Source organism: Clostridium sp. AF50-3, assembly GCF_003477445.1.
Taxonomy (GTDB): Bacteria; Bacillota; Clostridia; order Lachnospirales; family Lachnospiraceae; genus Otoolea; species Otoolea fessa.
In genome coordinates this window covers 73,390-90,137 of sequence record NZ_QUDH01000008.1, presented here as the reverse complement: position 1 = coordinate 90,137, position 16,748 = coordinate 73,390, and the positions used below count along the sequence as shown (strand labels likewise).

Sequence of the window (16,748 nt, the reverse complement as noted above, 5' to 3'; positions counted from 1 at the left end):
GGTAGTCCCGATCCCCGCTTCTCCTTTCTGCTTATTCTGCGACTGCGTAATACCCTCCGGAATACCGTCTGACACGGACTTTTCCGATTGGAAGGGATTTCTTTGCAGTCGTCATGACTCTGGTTCCTTTGCAATGGCAACCGGACGCTTCTATTTCCTGTCCCTGATATACCAGGATATCATGGGGCTGGATCCTGTACCTTGTGGTACGGATCGCCCGTTTGCCTTTTGACAGTTTCTTCCCGCGGTATAGCCGCAGGTTTCCCGTATCCGTGTTATGGTTCCGGTTCGTACGTCCGTTAAAGAGCTGCTGTCCGGTCTTTTTGCTTCCGTCCCGGGTGTCTATGTATTTTGCGTCATAGAACTTCTCCAGGATCCGGTTGTTCCGCCGTTTCTTCTGCAAGATAACAGGACGGACCCGGTGCTTCGGATGGAAGTCTCCCATGACATAAGCATCATTCACATGGCTCTTGGTGATATCCAGTGTCCGTCGCTGCAGCTTTGTTTTTGCCCCGTATGTGATCCTTACATCCACATCCGGGAAGGAATCCTTTACGGACCGGTACATGATCCACCGGACGGCAGTCATGAATGTCGCCCCTTTGAAGCTTTTGACCGTTGGTTTCCATTTGTACAGCTTTCCTCCCGGTTTATGGTTCTTCGGGGTATGGCATCTCTCACAGACCGTGATCAGGTTCCCCATCCGGTTGGTTCCTCCCTGGCTCCGGTATACGATATGATGGACGTGAAGGATCACGCCATCATGGACCGTCTTTTCGCAGCACTGGCAGGTGTAATTGTCACGGGTAAAGACTGCCTCCCGTAAGGTGGCGATCCCGTAACGCTCTCCCTGCTGGTAATCCGTTCCTTCCGGAATGGGTCTTCCTTCCTCCACGGCTTTTAATACCTGGGTATCAAACTGTCCCATCTCCATAACAATACGGGTGACCGGCACGACGGATAAGACTCGCCTTAAAAATGCCAGGTTCTGTTCCATGCGTCCCTGGATGGACGGCGCGAGCCATCCCTCCGGCCGCCTGCGGTTATCAAACCGCTGGGCACGGTAACGGAGTCTTGAGCGCCGCATCCTGCGGTACCGGCGCCGATCGTCATATCTTTGCTTCTCGTCCATCAGGGTACGGATCTCAACGGCAGCTAATTCGTGCTTCGCTGTCTTTAGGCTGTTCCCCACATGGAAGTATCCTGTATCAACTGCAAGTTCCACCGGCTGCACGTCCCCGGTCTCACGTTCTGTGAGACGGATGGTAAACGGGCGGTACCCGCAGATGACTGCTTTCTTTCTGGCAAGGAGTTTCCTTGCCCGGTAACTGGATGTCGGCATCAGACGGATACCGGTCTTACTCAATACGGCTACCATACGGTGCCTCCTTCCCTTTGTTATGCTTACGCATTCCCGTACCGACAAAGCAGAGCTTCACCCGTACGGCTTCTCGTCCCGAAGGACGGTGGTCCACATCGCCGATGTTCTGCAGGGTTTGAACACATCCGGCACTTCCCCGTACTCTCAGGGATGTTTAACCGGATGCCGCAGGGTCCGGGGCTTGTGGAGCACCCCGGAGTGCCTAATTTCCCGCATAACGTCTAACACGGCCCCGCCGGTGGCGGGACTGCGCCGGCTAATCAATCACGGCTTTCGCCGGTTCCTCTGTCACGAACCCTGGAACAGTAATGAAAACATAACCGCTTCAAGCTCGTGACTTCAGTCGTGAGTTATTGACCCCACAGCTCCTTTCTGCGCATGTATACTTTTCTCTCAGTATGTGCGATGTTTTTGTTTTTTGTCTTTTATAAAAAAAATGCCCGTCCGGGGATTCCGGGCAGGTATTTTGTGGTTATATATGTCATTCATCGCCATCCGGCCACCCGGATGGCATCGTCTACGAATGTGAGCGGGCAGCGGTATTTGCGCTGGTAAATATCATACAGCCGGACTTCCCGCAAAAACGGGATCGCGCGGCTTCCTGACATCATCTGTCTGGCCGCCTCCTCCGTCCTGCATCCTCCGTACGTCTGCAGGGCGTAGATCAGGCAGTAGCAGGCATTTGGGTTGGACTTCCTTTTTCCGCCGCTTAAAAATGCCCGCGGAAAGGAGGTTAACTGGCCGGATAATACGGTCTGGTATATACGGATGACGGATGTCCGGTGGTCGATCTGACTAAACAGTTCCGGATACATCAGCTGGTATAAATACAGCGTGCGCTCGCACGGCGAATAATAATTCGGAAGGCGGAGCCGACGGATCAGAAGATCCACGTACATCTTCTCCCAGACCTCTTTTGTAAAATTTACAACTGCTTCTTCCGGAGTCCAGTGAAGATAGTACTCGCAGGCCCGCCTGCAAATCAGGCCAATACCGCGGTCGGATAAGTCCTGATCACTAATCTGTGTGAATATCCGCGGATTCTGGCTCGCGTAAGCGAGATCCTGAAAATAATACAAAGATGGGGTGGAAAGCATTCAGATCCTCCTTATTTTAAAGTTTATTTATAGTATGTAGCATCTTTGTTTATTTTATTTTTTTTGCGGATAACACTTTTTGGTCGTTTTCCGCACTTTTTTGCTCATAGCAAGTCGGAAAACGTTTCATCCAGGAAGCATGTTCCGGATGATTGTGATTAAAATTGCCCTTGATTCCGGATGTAATACCGCAAGGACACCTAAAAATGCCAGTCCCATATACAGTACGTAACCCGTGCCGTACAGGGCGCTTTTTACGTAAGACTTCAGGCTGCGCTCCTTCAACCGGTAAGCCTGGTTTTTGATCCCGGTCTCTTTTCTTAACCGTGCCTGTTCGTTTTCGTCTTTCTCTTCCTGTTCCAGTTTCCGAACCAGAACATCCTTATATTTTCCCATAGGCATCGCCTCCTATCAGCTTTCGTCCGCGGAATCCCCGCGGATGATCATGACAACATTATCCATCAGTTCCTGGAAGAACTCCCTGACCTTATAATCCTCACCGTTATAAAACGGGTCTGGGATGTAGGGCATAAAGGAGGTTTCCCCGCCGCGGTTTCCCATCATCTCGCGGATTGCGTCATAATCGGCTGGGTCCGTAAAATTAAAGACTACGGCGGCGTCTTCCATCATAGGATCACGGAGTGCGTCTTCCGCCTTAAAGATTTCGTTCGGCTTATTGCCGCATACCAGGATCCCGCAGTCCCCTCCAGCAAACTGCTCCGGACGGAACCCTGCATCTGTTATGTTCCCGTAATCACAGATCAGGAAATCATACGGGTCGTCCTGGCTGTTTAAGAGCGCGTCCAATCGCTCCCCCGCGTACAGGGATAACCCCGCGTAATCCGTACAGCCTTTGGACCGGTTCAAGACAGCCCCCTCATAGATTTTACTGACACCCCAGAGATAATCCTGTCTGGACATCTCTACGTAACACGCCTTGTATCCATATTTTGTGCAGAACCGCACCATCTGGAGTGCCAGTGTCGTTGTGCCGATCCTTGGCATGGATCCTGCAATGTGAATCGTGTTGTTCATGCGTTTTCGGGGCGGCCCGCCATCCGTGTCCGTCCCTTCCCTCCTTCTTGATTTTCTATCCGATCGCCGCGGTTAGTTTATCCAACAGCCCGCAGCAACGCAGTGCTCCCCGTCCGTGGGTGGTGTGGTAATCCATGGACGGCTTTGTGGCGATTAATAGCACATCCTTCTTTGCCCTGGTAAATGCCGTGTTTAACAGTTCCCCGGTTGCCATCCGGTATGCGTAGGACGGCAGGATGACAATGCACCGGTCGTTTTCCGTTCCCTGCGCGCGGTGCACGGTGATGGCATACGCGAGGGCTACATCTGTAGCGTCCGCCAGTTCCATGGTGACTGACCGGTCTTTAAAAGCGACCGTCAGGTATCCTTCCCGGATCGCGGCAACTGTCCCCGTCTCGCCATTAAAGTACTCCAGGTTGTAATTATTATGCGTCATGATCACCGGATCCCCTACATAAAAGCGGACACCGTTGATCGACGTGGAGATATCGCTTTTCCGGTACCGCTCCTGCATGCACTGGTTGATCCTTGCGACTCCTGCCGGCCCGCCGATGACCGGGCTTAGAATCAGCGGCATGACTGGAAGCTTTGCGCAGGTTCGGACCGCCATGTCTGCCATCTCTTCATCCTCCGCCTGGACGATCTTAAAGTCCGTGCCTTCCCTTAAGGCATCGCCTTCCAGGGAGCCCCTCGCGTTCACGGCGATCATGGACCCCTCCTTCTGGCGCATCAGCATGGTCAGCCTACAGACCGGTATTGCTCCGGAAGCGATCAGGTCGCGGAATACTTGCCCGGCACCCACGCTCGGAAGCTGATCCGGATCTCCTGTCAGTATGACGAAGGTACCGCTTTTTATGGAACTGAAGAACCTGGCACAGAGGTCCGTGTCGCACATGCTCATCTCATCCGCGATGATGAACTGGTATTCTAATGGCTCCGTGCTGCGCACGGCATGGTCATATGGCGTGATATGCACGGCACGGTGTATGGTAACACCCGCGCGTCCGCTGACTTCCGCCATTCTCGATGCGGCGCGTCCGGTCGGAGCACAGAGCAGGATCTTTGCGTCTGGCTCCCGCATGGTGATATAGCGGATTAGCCCGTTTAGCAGGGTCGTTTTCCCGGTCCCCGGGAATCCGGTGATGGATATGATGCCGCCGGATGCAAGTATCGGGAATGCCAGCGCCTGCTCCTCATTGTACTTTACTCCCGCAGCCGCTTCGATCCGGGCATATTCTTCGTCCGTCAGGGGTATCAGTTTTCTTGCGGAATGCTTCAGCCGTAACACATCCCCACAAATACTGTTTTCTGCCTTATCGTTCTTTGCGGAAGCGATATATGCGGATTCCCTGCTCTGTGTAACCCGGAATCTCTGGTCACTGTATGCATACAGGGAAAATAAGTCCTGTGGCACAACCGTTCCTCCGTCCCAGACGGATGCCCGTTCGCACTCTTTTAAAATGCGGTCCAGTTCGCACCGTGTGTTCCCTTTTTTTGATTCTTTTGATACTGCTGCATACAGTATGGCGCGGATACGTCTTGGTGACCACGGATCTTCCCCGCCTGCCTTCGCGATGCGGTCACACAGTTTGAAGTCCGCGCATCTTGCATAAAGCAGCTGGTATGGATCTTTAAGAACCCATTCCCTTACAGACGCTCCATGCAGTTTTAACAGCGTCGTGGCAGAGGAATACGTAAGTCCCGTGGCCGTCAGCCATCCGAATTCATCACTGTGGTCCGCCTGGGTCTTTAAAAATCCGGTCAGGGCGGCAGTCTTTGACGGACCAAGACCTGGTACGGACCGCAATTTTTTAGCAATATCCGGCATCTTTAAATATTCCGGGACGTTGATCCCACATACGTCGATGATCTTATCCGCTGTTTTCCTGGAGATGCCGTCCGCTCCGCACAGGACCTTCGATGCTTCTTCCCTCGTTTCTAACAGCAGGTACGTGCTCTTAAATACGGTACAGCCATCCGGGTCCTTTGCCAGATCCTCAAAACAGAGCTTCGCGCCGATTTTTGGTCGTAAAAGAAATCCGCGCATGCGGACCCTGGAGCCGTCATCCATGTCGACAGCCAGAAATTCACTGATTCCGGATGTGTTTGTAAAATAGATCGTTTCAACCAGGCCACGCATATTTCCTGCCTCCTTACATTGCATTCTCTTTCCAATATGTCGGATCTTTTCTACACGTTTTTTTGCGGATAGCATTTTTTGGTCAAAAACAGGTTAAAATCCCCCTGGTATTCGGTGATTCTGATTGTATTGCTGTTTTGCGAATGCACTCCCTCTGTTTTTTTGCGGATAACACTTTTTGGTCAAAAAAAAGACAGGCAGGAAAATTTCCCGTCTGTCTTGTTTCTTATTTGCTGTTTTGTTTTTGTTCCCGGTCTGCCAAGGCGAATATCCTGATACCGCACATATTGTTATTCCTGAAGGACTTCCGCATCCACTGGAATAATCATACTGAAATGCTGAGGAGGTATATTTTCTCCCGGCAGTTCCCGTCCTCGCTTCTTCTTTCTGTTGATAAAATAGGTGTGTCGATGTTCGTAGGTTTGGTCCGGCATCACTCATCCGAATCATCTGCGTCCTCGAACTGGAAACTTGCATTCCGGTAATTGGACATTCTCCGGTTTTCGTCACGCAGCGTTTCATCGTTCTGCTCCCGCACAAAATCCCAGAGCGCCATATCTTTTAACTGGTCTTCGTAGTCTGGGATGGTCAGGACCTCATTGTTCTCGTTCCTCCTGCGGTCGCTCGGGGCACGCTCCGGATAAAGATCCGCCATCCGGTCGTCGTACTGCATCTGGCGGAGCACGATATTGATCTCATTTGCCAGTTTGTCTTTTGGCCGGCCGTACTTCTCTGCCAGTTCTTCCAAGCTCATACCATCCACAATGCGTTCTATAATACATTGGCACAGGTCATCGTCGTTTTTGCAGATTCGGCGCATCACCGCCTGTATCTCCTTTACATTCTGGTTAGAGATGGCCTCTGATTCGGTACCGAGATGTCTTGGGTTGGAATCCGCGATCTGTTTCGCATCCGGATCGTTGATGTCGAGCTTGTTGATGTTTAAGTCCCTGGTCGCCAATACAGTTACGATCCTGCGGTACGGATCCCCCGTGATGAAATGATACCACGGGAGGGTTGCCTCGTAGCCCTCATTTTCGCACATTTTATCTATCTTCTCTAATTTTTTTTTCACGGTTGCCAGATGGGACTTAGTCTCATGCTTCATGCCGTTTACAAGATCAGACAGCTCATGATCGATGGGACGGTCGAAGTAAGTTGTCGGCATGGAGATATTCGGGTCATAACTTTTTAATCCCTTGATGATTCCCATCTTACCGGCCTGTTCCAGATCCTGCTCAAATGTCCTATCACTTTCATAGTAGGACCTATATTTCCGTTCGATTTTTGAGTGGACAAATCCGCTTAACTGCTGGATTGCACTGTCCAGAGCCTCTTTTTTCTCCTGTTCGCTGCCATATTTATATGCATGGACGATCCCGCACCATTCTTCTTTGATCTGTTCTTTCGATAGGTTTTTATAAAATTTATCGTTTTCGTTTAACAGAAGGCTGATGTCTGCTGCGCGTGTGGCATCATCGTCATTGGCCCTGTAATCATCTTCCTCATCCAGAAAGTCATCGTCCGGTTCATCTACCGGTTCTTCATCATGATAGCCATACGACGGATGTTCAGTCTCTTCTTCATAGCTGAACCCGAGTGTTTCCTGATTTCCGTCGCTGTAATCATCATCCCTGTCACCCGTCAGGTATCCTGCGGTATCTTCAACGCCAAAATCATTTGAATGTTTTCTCATATTTTCCCCTTTTTCATATCCTTCCCGTACCCTTATGCGCGTTGCACACTCCGGGTACCGGTCCTCATCTATCCGAATGCGTATACGCCGTTAATTGTTTCTTCCGTTCCTGTATCATCGGGATCAGGTCCATGTAATACTGCAGTTCCTCCTGCCCGATGCAGTCAGCGGTATCTGTCAGCCATCCGTTGATCAGTTCCGGATACGCTAAACCCGTGCCATGGTCTTCCACGTACTGAATGAACCGCCTGAGTTTTCTGATGTCATGTTCCACGGATCCAGCCACCTTTCTATATTCTATCGCCATATAAGGGCTTTTGCAACCGAAAAATCGAACATTTGTTCTTTTTAGGCTTTTTCCGTTAGATCCACGGTCGCAACCGTGCATTCCGGTTTCCATATCCGTCCCTGTTTTGCATAAAACTGGCGGATCTCCGGATATGCCTGCACCAGTCTGACCGCGCTGATGCTCTTGACTGTTTTTACGGTATCCCCGGGTGCGACTGTGTACGGACAGCTGATACACAGGCTGATATGGCCGTACTCCATCCGTATCCGAATCACCTGGTACTGGTACCGGTCACAGATATCACCGATGATGCTTTTGATTCCTTCCGGCAGGTCTTTTGGCATTTCGGCCGGATCAAATGCCGTGTCCCATTCCAGCCGGTATCCGATCAGATAGTGGATCCCGTTTTTTGTATTGAAGGTGTCTGTCATCCCTGCTCCTCCAGCTGATATTTTTCCTGGATCCCGCGGCGCATCAGGTCCATGCTCGTCACTGTTTTCCCTTCTTCGACGGAATAGATGCGCGCCAGATTGTCTAATTCATTCTTCCATGCGGACGGAATTGAAATGTTAACCTGAACGTTTGTCCCCTTTGTTCTTCCCATTTTATTGCCCTCTTCTCTCGTATGATGGGTATATTATACCGCTTATCTATGTTTTATGCAATACCTTTTTTTCATATAAAACATATTCTATCTACGCTGTATTTTGTGTAGAAAAAAAAGCGCACCAGGCATGGATGCGCTTTGTAGAATCATATTTTTTAGATCTGGTCGAGTTGGCGGATCTCATAATGGAACGCGCCGTCTTCCCACCGGCCTGTGATCTCGGATGTGATATTGGCGGTGGATACCAGCAGGGAATTTTTCTCCTTCCCGGCTGCCTCGATTACGTAATTTTTGTCATTAACACGGGCAAATGCAGCGATTGGGACATTGTCCTGGCCGCGGTTGGTCCCGTAAAGCGGCACGATGAAGTATTCCGGCTTTCGATTTTCTTTCGCGGAGCGGAACGGATCCAGCATGGCATCTTCTGCGATGTCCGGGTCGTTCTGTCGGATTACTTCGATCTTATTGTAAACGGACGCTGTTTTGTTGATCAGGGCTACCTCCGTCTCAAAACGTCCGTTCTGCCAGCTTCCGAATACGGTGAATTGCTTGCCATCCATCGTAATGGAGACGTATTTTATCTTCAGGTCACTTACCCTCTGCACGATCGTCCCGTACGGAGACTTCGCGTAAACAAAGATGGAAGTTGGCATGCGATCCGGATACATTTCAATAACTTCTGTTGGCCAGATGTAAAAGACGTACGGATCGGATGCGGCGTTGCCGAAGGTTTTCTTTAATTTGATGAGATGCGTATGGCATAAGGTAATGCCCGGTGTGTCATCAGAAAAATCGGATTCTTCCTGGGTATCATATAAGGTTGCCGGCTGTTTTGCGGCTTCCGGCACGGCCTGTTCTGTTGAAGGCTCCTGCGCGCTGTTTTTTGGCATGAAGCGTCCGAAGATTCCGCCGATGCCTCCCCTCTTTTTACTGTGAGCCGGCTGCGGCACTTCCGTGTCCGGATTTTCCTCCGGTGCTGGTTCCTCAGTCACAGGCTCCGGTTCGCGCGCTGTGAAGTGATGCTTCTTTTCTTCCGGCACGGACGCAGTTTCTTCTTCCTGTACCTGATCTTCTGGTGTCTTGGCATCGTCCGCTTCCTCTGCCTCCGGTTCTTCATGGGCATTCGTGTCCGGCTCAGGTTCTGCGGTTTCAGCCGGTTCTGTCATGAGCACAGTCTCAGGCCCCTGTATTGGACTTTCTTCCGGCTCCTGTTCCGGTTCTGATGCAGTTTCCGAGTCCTGCTTTGATGTAGCTTCCGGCTCTGACCCTGCGGCTGGTATTGGGTCGGTTTTTGGCTCCGGCGTTAATTCGGCTTCCGGTTCCTGCGGTTCATTCAAAGGCTCTGCTGGTGCTACGGGTTCCGGCTGTAACTTTGCAGCGCTTTCCGCGGTTGGCTGCCCGGACTCTTCCTCATCCGGCTCTTTTTTCTGCACAGGGTTTTCTTCTTTGGCGAAGACTGCCTGTTCCGGTTCCGCCTGTTCGTTTTCTGCGCTTAGCCCTTCATCTGGTTTATCCGAGCCCGTGGTTTCGGTTTCAGTTCCGGAATCTTCCGGCGTTTCTTCCTGCGGCTCTTTTGCTGCGGCGGATATCGAATCTTCTGGCTCTAAACTCTCCGTTCCTTCCGCTTCCGCTATGGCGTCAGTTTCTTCTGGTCTTATTGTTTCTTTCCGGTTTTCTGGCTGCTCCTGCGGCTCCGGTTCTGTTACCGGTCCCGCCATGCTTTTTTCTATTTCTTCCTTTTTATCCGGTTCTTCTGTCTGGACGTCCGGTTCCGGATCCTGTTTTGCCGGCTCTTTCTCCTGGGTTTTTGCCTGTTCCGGATTTTCAGACGCCGGCGCAGTTACCGTATCATTAGATATGCGTGCCTTCTGGGCTGTGGCAGCAGGCGCTGCCTGAACCGGGGCCTTTTGTTTTATGTCCTGTGCTTCGCGAAACACCGCCCCGATATCAACTGCGGGGCCCTCCGTTCTTACCGTCTGCGGTCTTATGAGCGCTGCCTGGGCAGTCCCTGCAGCAGCATGCTGCGCTGTCTTTTTAGACCGCTGCGCTTCCCGTTCCAGCCGATCTTCCTGATCCATGCGTTCTTTTAATCCCTGGATCGCCTTTTCCACCGGTTCGAAATCAGCCTTCAGGACGCCTTTCACGCTTTTCGCTGCGCAAACATGCGTGGTCCCTTCTATCGTCAGGCTCAGGGCGATCCGCCCATTTTCTTCGCATTCCGCCGGCATCAGTCCCTTATTGACCAGATAGCAGAAAGCGTTTAAATGGATCCTGTTTGCGATCTGGTATTCCAGTTTGCACTCCGGTCTGCCGGACAGGTCCCGTTTCATTTCATAGGATGTTTTCATGATCTGGTACATCCTCTGTTCCGCGCTTAATGTCAATGTCATCATGTCTCTTTTCCTCCGATCTTATGATTCTGGTGCATTGCCGAAAATGTCATCTTCTGCCATCTGCTGCACTTGATCCAGCAATCTGGCTTTTGCTTTCTCAACATCGTAATCTTTTACGTCGCCGCAGTCTTTTAAGTATTCCGTACTGTACGGGACAATCTCGACCACATAGTCCTTAGCCCTGAAAGTTGCCCCGCATGCCTCACACGTGAACTGCCGGTCATAGGTTCTGGACTGGAGCATGCCGTCCAAAAGCACCAGGCTGCCCGCCCGGATCAGGTCATGGTCCATGACTGCATTATCCCCGTAGGATTTGACGACCGGGAAGTCACAGTGGTTCTCCTCCGCGTCTTCCCTGACGCGGACCTTACGGTCAATTTTCAACTTGTAGCTGGAGATCCATGTACCGCTTGTCTCATGCAGATGAGTGGACGGATCCGCGGTTGCGGTACCGACCGCCGTGATACGATTTGAGACCTCTTTCCATCTCCTTAAGTCGATCAGTCCCTTTTCCGGATCGTACCCGGATTTGATCTTATACACAAAGATCGGGTTAATGTAGGCAGTGTAACCCGGATAGGCCTGTACATGTCCGCAATACTCGCATCTGCAGTGTTTTGCATGGTTTTGCGTGATCAGCTGTCCACGGACTAAGACCATGTCGCCCTGATCCCACTTGAGCATTTCTTTCATGTCTTTTTCGACTCCGCTCATCACGCTTAATACATCCAGTTTCTGTCTCTGGTCATATGCGCCAAATTTTCGGATTCCCCTTAAGACAGTCAGTTTTGCGATCACCCGGAGAAGTTCTCCGTCCTCTGTCTGCTGCGCACGGTATGCCAGCGGTGCTTCGGCCAACTGCCCATATAATGTGACTTCGTCCCATCTTGCCATTGCTCTTATTCTTCGCCCGCACCGGTAAGTTCTGATGTCGTTGCAGACGGCATGCGCGTTTGCCATGCCGTATCTGGAGCGGACGTTCTCCTTCCCTGTAGATTTCTTGTATCAGCATGTCGCATCTTTCTGTTTTCTACATTCCGCCGCTCTTTCGGACGTTTCTTTTTTTGCGGATAACACTTTTTGGTCATGCTTTAGCCGGAATATGACCAATTTCTGTTATCCGCAAAATTTTTATACAGAACGTGTGCCATACTGTAGAGGTAAACTTATGAACAAAAGAAAAGGAGTGACATTATGCAAAACATGCAAAAGAACCCGGCTCAGGAGGAAGCAATCCATACGGTCAACGGACCGATGCTCCTCATCAGCTGTCCGGGATCCGGCAAGACTACGACCATGCTCCGACGGATCGACTACATGATCCGGAACGGAGTTGACCCCAAACACATCCTGATGGTGACTTTTACCGATGCTGCTGCCACGGAAATGAAGAAACGCTTCCGGACGCAGTACGGGAATCATCCGGTCACGTTCTGCACGATCCACGCGCTCTGCCTGCGCGTCCTGCATTTATCCGGTGGTCCGGCATTCACGATCATGGATGCTTCCGCCCGCATGGATGCCATGTATTATGCCGCGCGGTTAAGCCATCTGACATTTGACGACTTTAAGGATATTACCAATGATGTGAGCCGGTTTAAAAATACCGGCGTCTATGACCAGCGGTCCGAGCAGTCGATCAACGACCAGCAGTTTTTGGCATTCGTGAAAGGTTATGAGTCTTACAAGGACGAGCACGGGCTTCTCGATTTCGATGACATGTTGATCCGCGGGAAGCAGATCCTTAAGGAAAACGAGAACCTTCTTACCGCCTTAAAGCGTCAGTTCACCCATATCATCTGCGATGAATACCAGGATACCAATCCTATTCAGAGGGATATCCTGTATCTGATGGCGGGGGATAACGGGAATCTGTGCGTGGTCGGCGATGATGACCAGTCCATTTACGGGTTCCGCGGTGCGGTGCCTTCCATTATGATGGATTTTCAGAAGGATTTTCCGGCATGCAAGACGATCCGGATGTCCACGAATTACCGGTCCGTCCCGGGTATCATCGGGCCTGCCGGCATGATGATCAAGTATAACCGGGTCCGTTTCGATAAGGATATCCAGGCCAGCCGGGATACCTCCGCGAATGGCAGGGTATATTATGAAACGGCGGATGACCGCGAACAGGAGATCGAGCAGCTTGTCGGGCTGGTTCGGTCCTACTGTACGGACGGCCATTACCAGAACTGTGCGGTGCTTGCCCGCACCAACATGCAGTTAGAGCAGGTATCGGAGGCATTCATGCGAAATAAGATCCCGTTTACATCCAAGGATGTCGTCACGGATATCTATGAGCACTGGTGCTTCCAGGATCTCTGCAGTTATTTAAGCCTTGCGGATGGAACCGGGACGGTCCATGACCTGAAACGGATCCTTAATCGCCCGGCACGTTATATCCCGATGGCTTCCTTCCATCCGGACCGGATCTCCTACAAATATGAAGACGGGCAGGTGCTGCGCGCATTTTCCGATCTGAAGCCGTACGTTCTTGACAATGTCCTGGATCTGGTTTACCAGATTAAAAAAATGCGCAGTCTTCCGTTTCACGACCGGATCCCATTCATCATGAAAGAGATCGGCTACGACCGCTATCTGGAACAATATACGGAAAAAGCCGGGCTTGCGGATGTGTCGCTGTTTGCAAAATGCGGCATATTTTCCAGGGATGCAGCGACCTGCGTGGACTTAACGGACTGGAAGGCTTATGCGAAAAACCACATCTACTCCTTTAAGCAGAGCGTCAGGGATCATAAGGAAGACGGTGTGATCCTTGCGACCATGCACCGTTCTAAAGGACTGGAATGGGACCACGTGTTCGTCATCGACTGTTGTGCCGGGACTGTCCCGTTCCAGCGCAGGAAAAACGATCCCCTGACCGATGCCAGCATGGAGGAGGAACGACGCCTATTCTATGTTGCCTGCACAAGGGCGAAGGAAACGCTTCACGTCATGCGCTATGCTGCCAGAGCGGGGAAACGCGGCGGTCAAGTAAATGTGCCTGCCAGTCCGTTTATACGGGAACTGCGCACATCTTCCAGACAGCCTGTAACGCAGGCGGAAAAATCACAGCTTCGCAAAAAAGCCAAAGCAGTCGTTCTGTCCGGCTTTAAAGGCGCTGATATCTCAACGTTTCGCCCCGGGGATTTAATCTGCCATGATATCTATGGCAATGGACGTGTCCGGCAGAATTCGGACGGCACTCTGATGGTGCTGTTTGTAAAGGGCGGATTGAAAATCTTCAAGTATTAAAAGCAAATAGCAAGAGCTCCGAGGAAATTCCCCGGAGCCCTTTTTCTTATCGATATTTGCAGTTAAGCGATCATTAATTTTGTCATACCCGGGTTCCAGTCGACGGATTCCGTTCTGACTACGCGGGTACTAAGTCCACCCTTACGAACCAGGTCCTTTAACGCCTGTCCGTGATTGTATCCATGGATCACGGTCATCTCACATGCGGTTTTTACCAGGGCGATCAGGTTTCTCAAAAACCTGGACGCCTGCTGGCAACTCATCCCGTGCAGGTCCACATAAAAGCCTTCATCGGCGCTTACAGACACGCGGCTCATCTCATTGTTACTTAACAGCATTTTAAATCGTTCCATGTTCTCCTTCATAGTTTTTTCTCCTTTTTCTTTGGTTATCGCCTCCATTCCGGAAGTTTTCTTTTTGCTTTGTTCGTATATCCATATTATACGAAATTTGGAAGGATTTTCCTGGCTGATTCAAGTAGAATTTATAAAATTTTTATATTTTCTTTTTTTGTCCGACTTTGCGGATAACACTTTCTATTTTAGCGCTAAAATAGGGATGTTCCCCGGTAACACCCCTGTTTTCGTCATCCCAGTTCCGGTTCTTCTGCTTCCATTGGATGCGCGGCAGTCTGCTCCGTCTGGTCCTCGTAGGCTTCCATGATCTGGTCATAAAGTTCCGGCTGTTCGGCCAGAATCTTCTGTCCGTTTCGGATGATGTTTTCCACGTTTTCCCCATGTTCGGGCTCCAGAATCAATGCGACCAATCCGGTATTTGTGCTCTCCATGTCCTTTCTTTGCCTAGTCAAATCCAGGGTCTCGCGGTCATACTCCCGGATATTTTCCTTAGATTCACCAATCTCTTCCCTGAGTTTTTTAATGGCTTTTCTGGCCCGTTCGCAGTTTTTCGCGTTATGTACCAGGTTCTGCAGCTCCTCCTGCGTCAGCCGGACGTACGTGCTGCCATCCTGTCCTGGTTCCTTCTTCTCGGCAGGCGCTTCCTCCATGGACCGGTTGATAATTTCCGCAATATGCCTCGTGTCCTTCCTCATGACCTCGATTTCCTGCAAGCGGATATCTTTTTTATAATCCTGGATCCTTTTATGTTTCCCGCCGACTACGGTACGATCCACCTGGATTCCTCGTTCTTCGCAGATGCCTGCCCACTGCTCCCTGCACATGCGGTCAAACGCCATTTTCCTGGTATTGGTCCGGCTGGGCGGCCGGTTCGGGTCAGCAAGTCCGATACCGGCCAGTCGAAGGGCCGTATTGCGGCTGATTTTTTTGATACCCTCTTTTGTCTTGTAATCCCAAACCAGGCGGATGTGGGCATGAGTCGTGGCTTCATCCTTATGCACCGCGTAATCGAGCAGATGCATATGTTCCCCATGTTCTTTATTCCAGTCATTCAAAAAGCAGATGAAGGCCTCGAAACATTCATCAAAAATCTTTGGATCTTCCGGCTGATCCTCCACGTTCCCGATTTGTACGATCGCTTCTTCCGGTTTATAGCGCTTTAAATTTAAGTATTCCTCCGGGATTCTTTTCGTCTTCCGGTTCCTGTTCTGCTCTTCTGCCATCTGCATATAGTTCTGACGATAAAAAAGCCGCTCGGCGGATTCAAAGTCCATGCCAGGCGCCCAGGTCCAGTAATGGTTTAAATGGAGGCGTGACTGATCAATGTGCGTGGCCAGGTTTAAGTCAAACGTCCGGTCATTATGGCTTGCTGCCCCCTGTTGTTTGGAAGCATGGTATGATACCTTCACGTTACTCACCTCCTATGTTGCGTCCGTTCTGTCCGGAGAAAAAGCCCAGGCTTAAGGCTACGTATCGAGCCTTTGCCTCAGATAACCCGGCTTCCGCTACGTGTTTTCGGTACTCTGACGCAGCTTCCTGCTTTTTTATTTCCTCCGCTTCCCTGGTGATCGTCGTTTCCTGAATTGCATACAATTCCCCCAGGATCTGTTTTAAGATTAACATCCGGTAAGCAGTTTCCGGTATCATGACACTGCCATCCGGCCGATGCACCGTGAGAGCCTCCAGCTCCTCCGCAGAGATGTCCTCTTCGCGTTTTGTAAGACCGGTTAAAAGCTGCTTTGCATGGTCGGACTCTGCCTGCACGGTTTTGTACCAGTCCATGGCTTGTCTTAACGTGCTGATCCGCGGGATTCCTTTTAATGTAATTCCATGTGTCATGCAGATTTCTTCCATCATTTTCCGGCTTATCTGATCAAACTCGATCTTGATGTTTTGGAATTTTGTTTCCCCGTCTCCTTCCGGATAAAAGCCCATCCGGTTTAACAGTTTCGTCTGTGAGATTTTGTAGATTCCGCTCTCATCCAGGTAGGTCCATACTCTGCGGATGATCATCCGGTATGGAGCCTTCTTTTCTACGGCTGCCCACAGGATATGCGGCGCCTCTCCGTTTTGTACGAGAGAGAGCGCCCACTGCAGATAATCATTCATGCAGGATAAGACAGCATCCGCCTTCAGGCTACTTGCCTGCGTGCCGATCTGTACCGTCAGCTCCTCCGGGCATCTCTGCGGATTTTCATAGATCGTCCGCGGGGTCTGGATTCGCCTTGTATGTCTGGATTTGATATGGTTTTCTTTTTTTTCTTCAGCCCATTCGGCGAAGGTGTCCTGATAATATTGTAATTCGTGCCGATACAGGTCTTTTGGGGCCTGTTCTGGATAAAGGATCGTAAAATCTTCTTTTATGGCCGCGAAATACGGGCCTGCGCTCTTGGAATCCGCACATAGCGGAATACGCCTGGAGTGGTGCATCAGCCGGTATCCTTCCTGTTTTTGTTCTGTCATGCGCATCAGCTCCTTTGTTCTTTTTTCGGTATC

15 protein-coding genes are annotated in these 16,748 nt (G+C 50.8%); 1 reads left to right on the top strand and 14 read right to left on the bottom strand.

Features of this window, described 5'->3' with window-relative positions; genetic code table 11:
• Window positions 1-31: 31 nt before the first annotated feature.
• The 11 genes from iscB to DW085_RS10620 form a co-directional block, all read right to left on the bottom strand.
• A complete protein-coding gene (gene iscB / locus DW085_RS10665) occupies window positions 32-1,378 on the bottom strand; it encodes an RNA-guided endonuclease IscB (RefSeq protein WP_118492679.1) in 1,347 nt (448 codons plus the stop codon).
• A 488-nt stretch (window positions 1,379-1,866) separates the two neighbouring features.
• Window positions 1,867-2,478: a hypothetical protein gene (locus DW085_RS10660; RefSeq protein WP_118492677.1), complete on the bottom strand. Its 612-nt coding sequence runs from the start codon at window positions 2,476-2,478 to the stop codon at window positions 1,867-1,869.
• A 126-nt stretch (window positions 2,479-2,604) separates the two neighbouring features.
• On the bottom strand, window positions 2,605-2,874 hold the full coding sequence (locus DW085_RS10655) for a hypothetical protein (RefSeq protein WP_118492675.1): 270 nt from the start codon (window positions 2,872-2,874) through the stop codon (window positions 2,605-2,607).
• Window positions 2,875-2,889: 15 nt separating this feature from the next.
• Window positions 2,890-3,483 carry a hypothetical protein gene (locus DW085_RS10650; RefSeq protein ID WP_147353949.1) on the bottom strand — a complete coding sequence of 198 codons (594 nt, stop codon included), beginning with the start codon at window positions 3,481-3,483 and terminating at the stop codon, window positions 2,890-2,892.
• Window positions 3,484-3,568: 85 nt separating this feature from the next.
• Window positions 3,569-5,653, bottom strand: a complete 2,085-nt coding sequence (locus tag DW085_RS10645; protein ID WP_182430867.1) for an AAA family ATPase — start codon at window positions 5,651-5,653, stop codon at window positions 3,569-3,571.
• 433 nt (window positions 5,654-6,086) lie between these two features.
• Window positions 6,087-7,349, bottom strand: coding sequence for a hypothetical protein (locus DW085_RS10640; protein WP_118492669.1), 1,263 nt, complete (start codon window positions 7,347-7,349; stop codon window positions 6,087-6,089).
• Between the two features lie 64 nt (window positions 7,350-7,413).
• On the bottom strand, window positions 7,414-7,623 hold the full coding sequence (locus tag DW085_RS10635) for a hypothetical protein (protein WP_147353948.1): 210 nt from the start codon (window positions 7,621-7,623) through the stop codon (window positions 7,414-7,416).
• Window positions 7,624-7,697: 74 nt separating this feature from the next.
• Window positions 7,698-8,069, bottom strand: a complete 372-nt coding sequence (locus DW085_RS10630; RefSeq protein WP_118492665.1) for a transposase — start codon at window positions 8,067-8,069, stop codon at window positions 7,698-7,700.
• Window positions 8,066-8,242, bottom strand: a complete 177-nt coding sequence (locus tag DW085_RS19160; protein WP_182430866.1) for a hypothetical protein — start codon at window positions 8,240-8,242, stop codon at window positions 8,066-8,068. Before DW085_RS19160 ends, DW085_RS10630 begins: the two co-directional genes overlap by 4 nt.
• Window positions 8,243-8,400: 158 nt before the next feature.
• Window positions 8,401-10,638, bottom strand: coding sequence for a hypothetical protein (locus tag DW085_RS10625; RefSeq protein ID WP_118492663.1), 2,238 nt, complete (start codon window positions 10,636-10,638; stop codon window positions 8,401-8,403).
• An 18-nt stretch (window positions 10,639-10,656) separates the two neighbouring features.
• Window positions 10,657-11,532, bottom strand: coding sequence for a single-stranded DNA-binding protein (locus tag DW085_RS10620; RefSeq protein WP_182430865.1), 876 nt, complete (start codon window positions 11,530-11,532; stop codon window positions 10,657-10,659).
• Window positions 11,533-11,832: 300 nt separating this feature from the next.
• On the opposite strand from DW085_RS10620, the gene DW085_RS10615 reads away from it, so the two are divergent.
• Window positions 11,833-13,896, top strand: a complete 2,064-nt coding sequence (locus DW085_RS10615; protein ID WP_118492659.1) for an ATP-dependent helicase — start codon at window positions 11,833-11,835, stop codon at window positions 13,894-13,896.
• A 62-nt stretch (window positions 13,897-13,958) separates the two neighbouring features.
• Here DW085_RS10615 and DW085_RS10610 read toward each other — a convergent pair whose 3' ends face one another.
• The 3 genes from DW085_RS10610 to DW085_RS10600 form a co-directional block, all read right to left on the bottom strand.
• Window positions 13,959-14,261, bottom strand: coding sequence for a Smr/MutS family protein (locus DW085_RS10610; protein WP_118492657.1), 303 nt, complete (start codon window positions 14,259-14,261; stop codon window positions 13,959-13,961).
• 221 nt (window positions 14,262-14,482) lie between these two features.
• A complete protein-coding gene (locus DW085_RS10605) occupies window positions 14,483-15,661 on the bottom strand; it encodes a hypothetical protein (protein ID WP_118492655.1) in 1,179 nt (392 codons plus the stop codon).
• A gap of 1 nt (window position 15,662) precedes the next feature.
• The gene (locus DW085_RS10600; protein WP_118492653.1) at window positions 15,663-16,715 is read right to left on the bottom strand and encodes a hypothetical protein; all 1,053 of its coding nucleotides are present in this window, start codon (window positions 16,713-16,715) and stop codon (window positions 15,663-15,665) included.
• Window positions 16,716-16,748 lie beyond the last annotated feature (33 nt).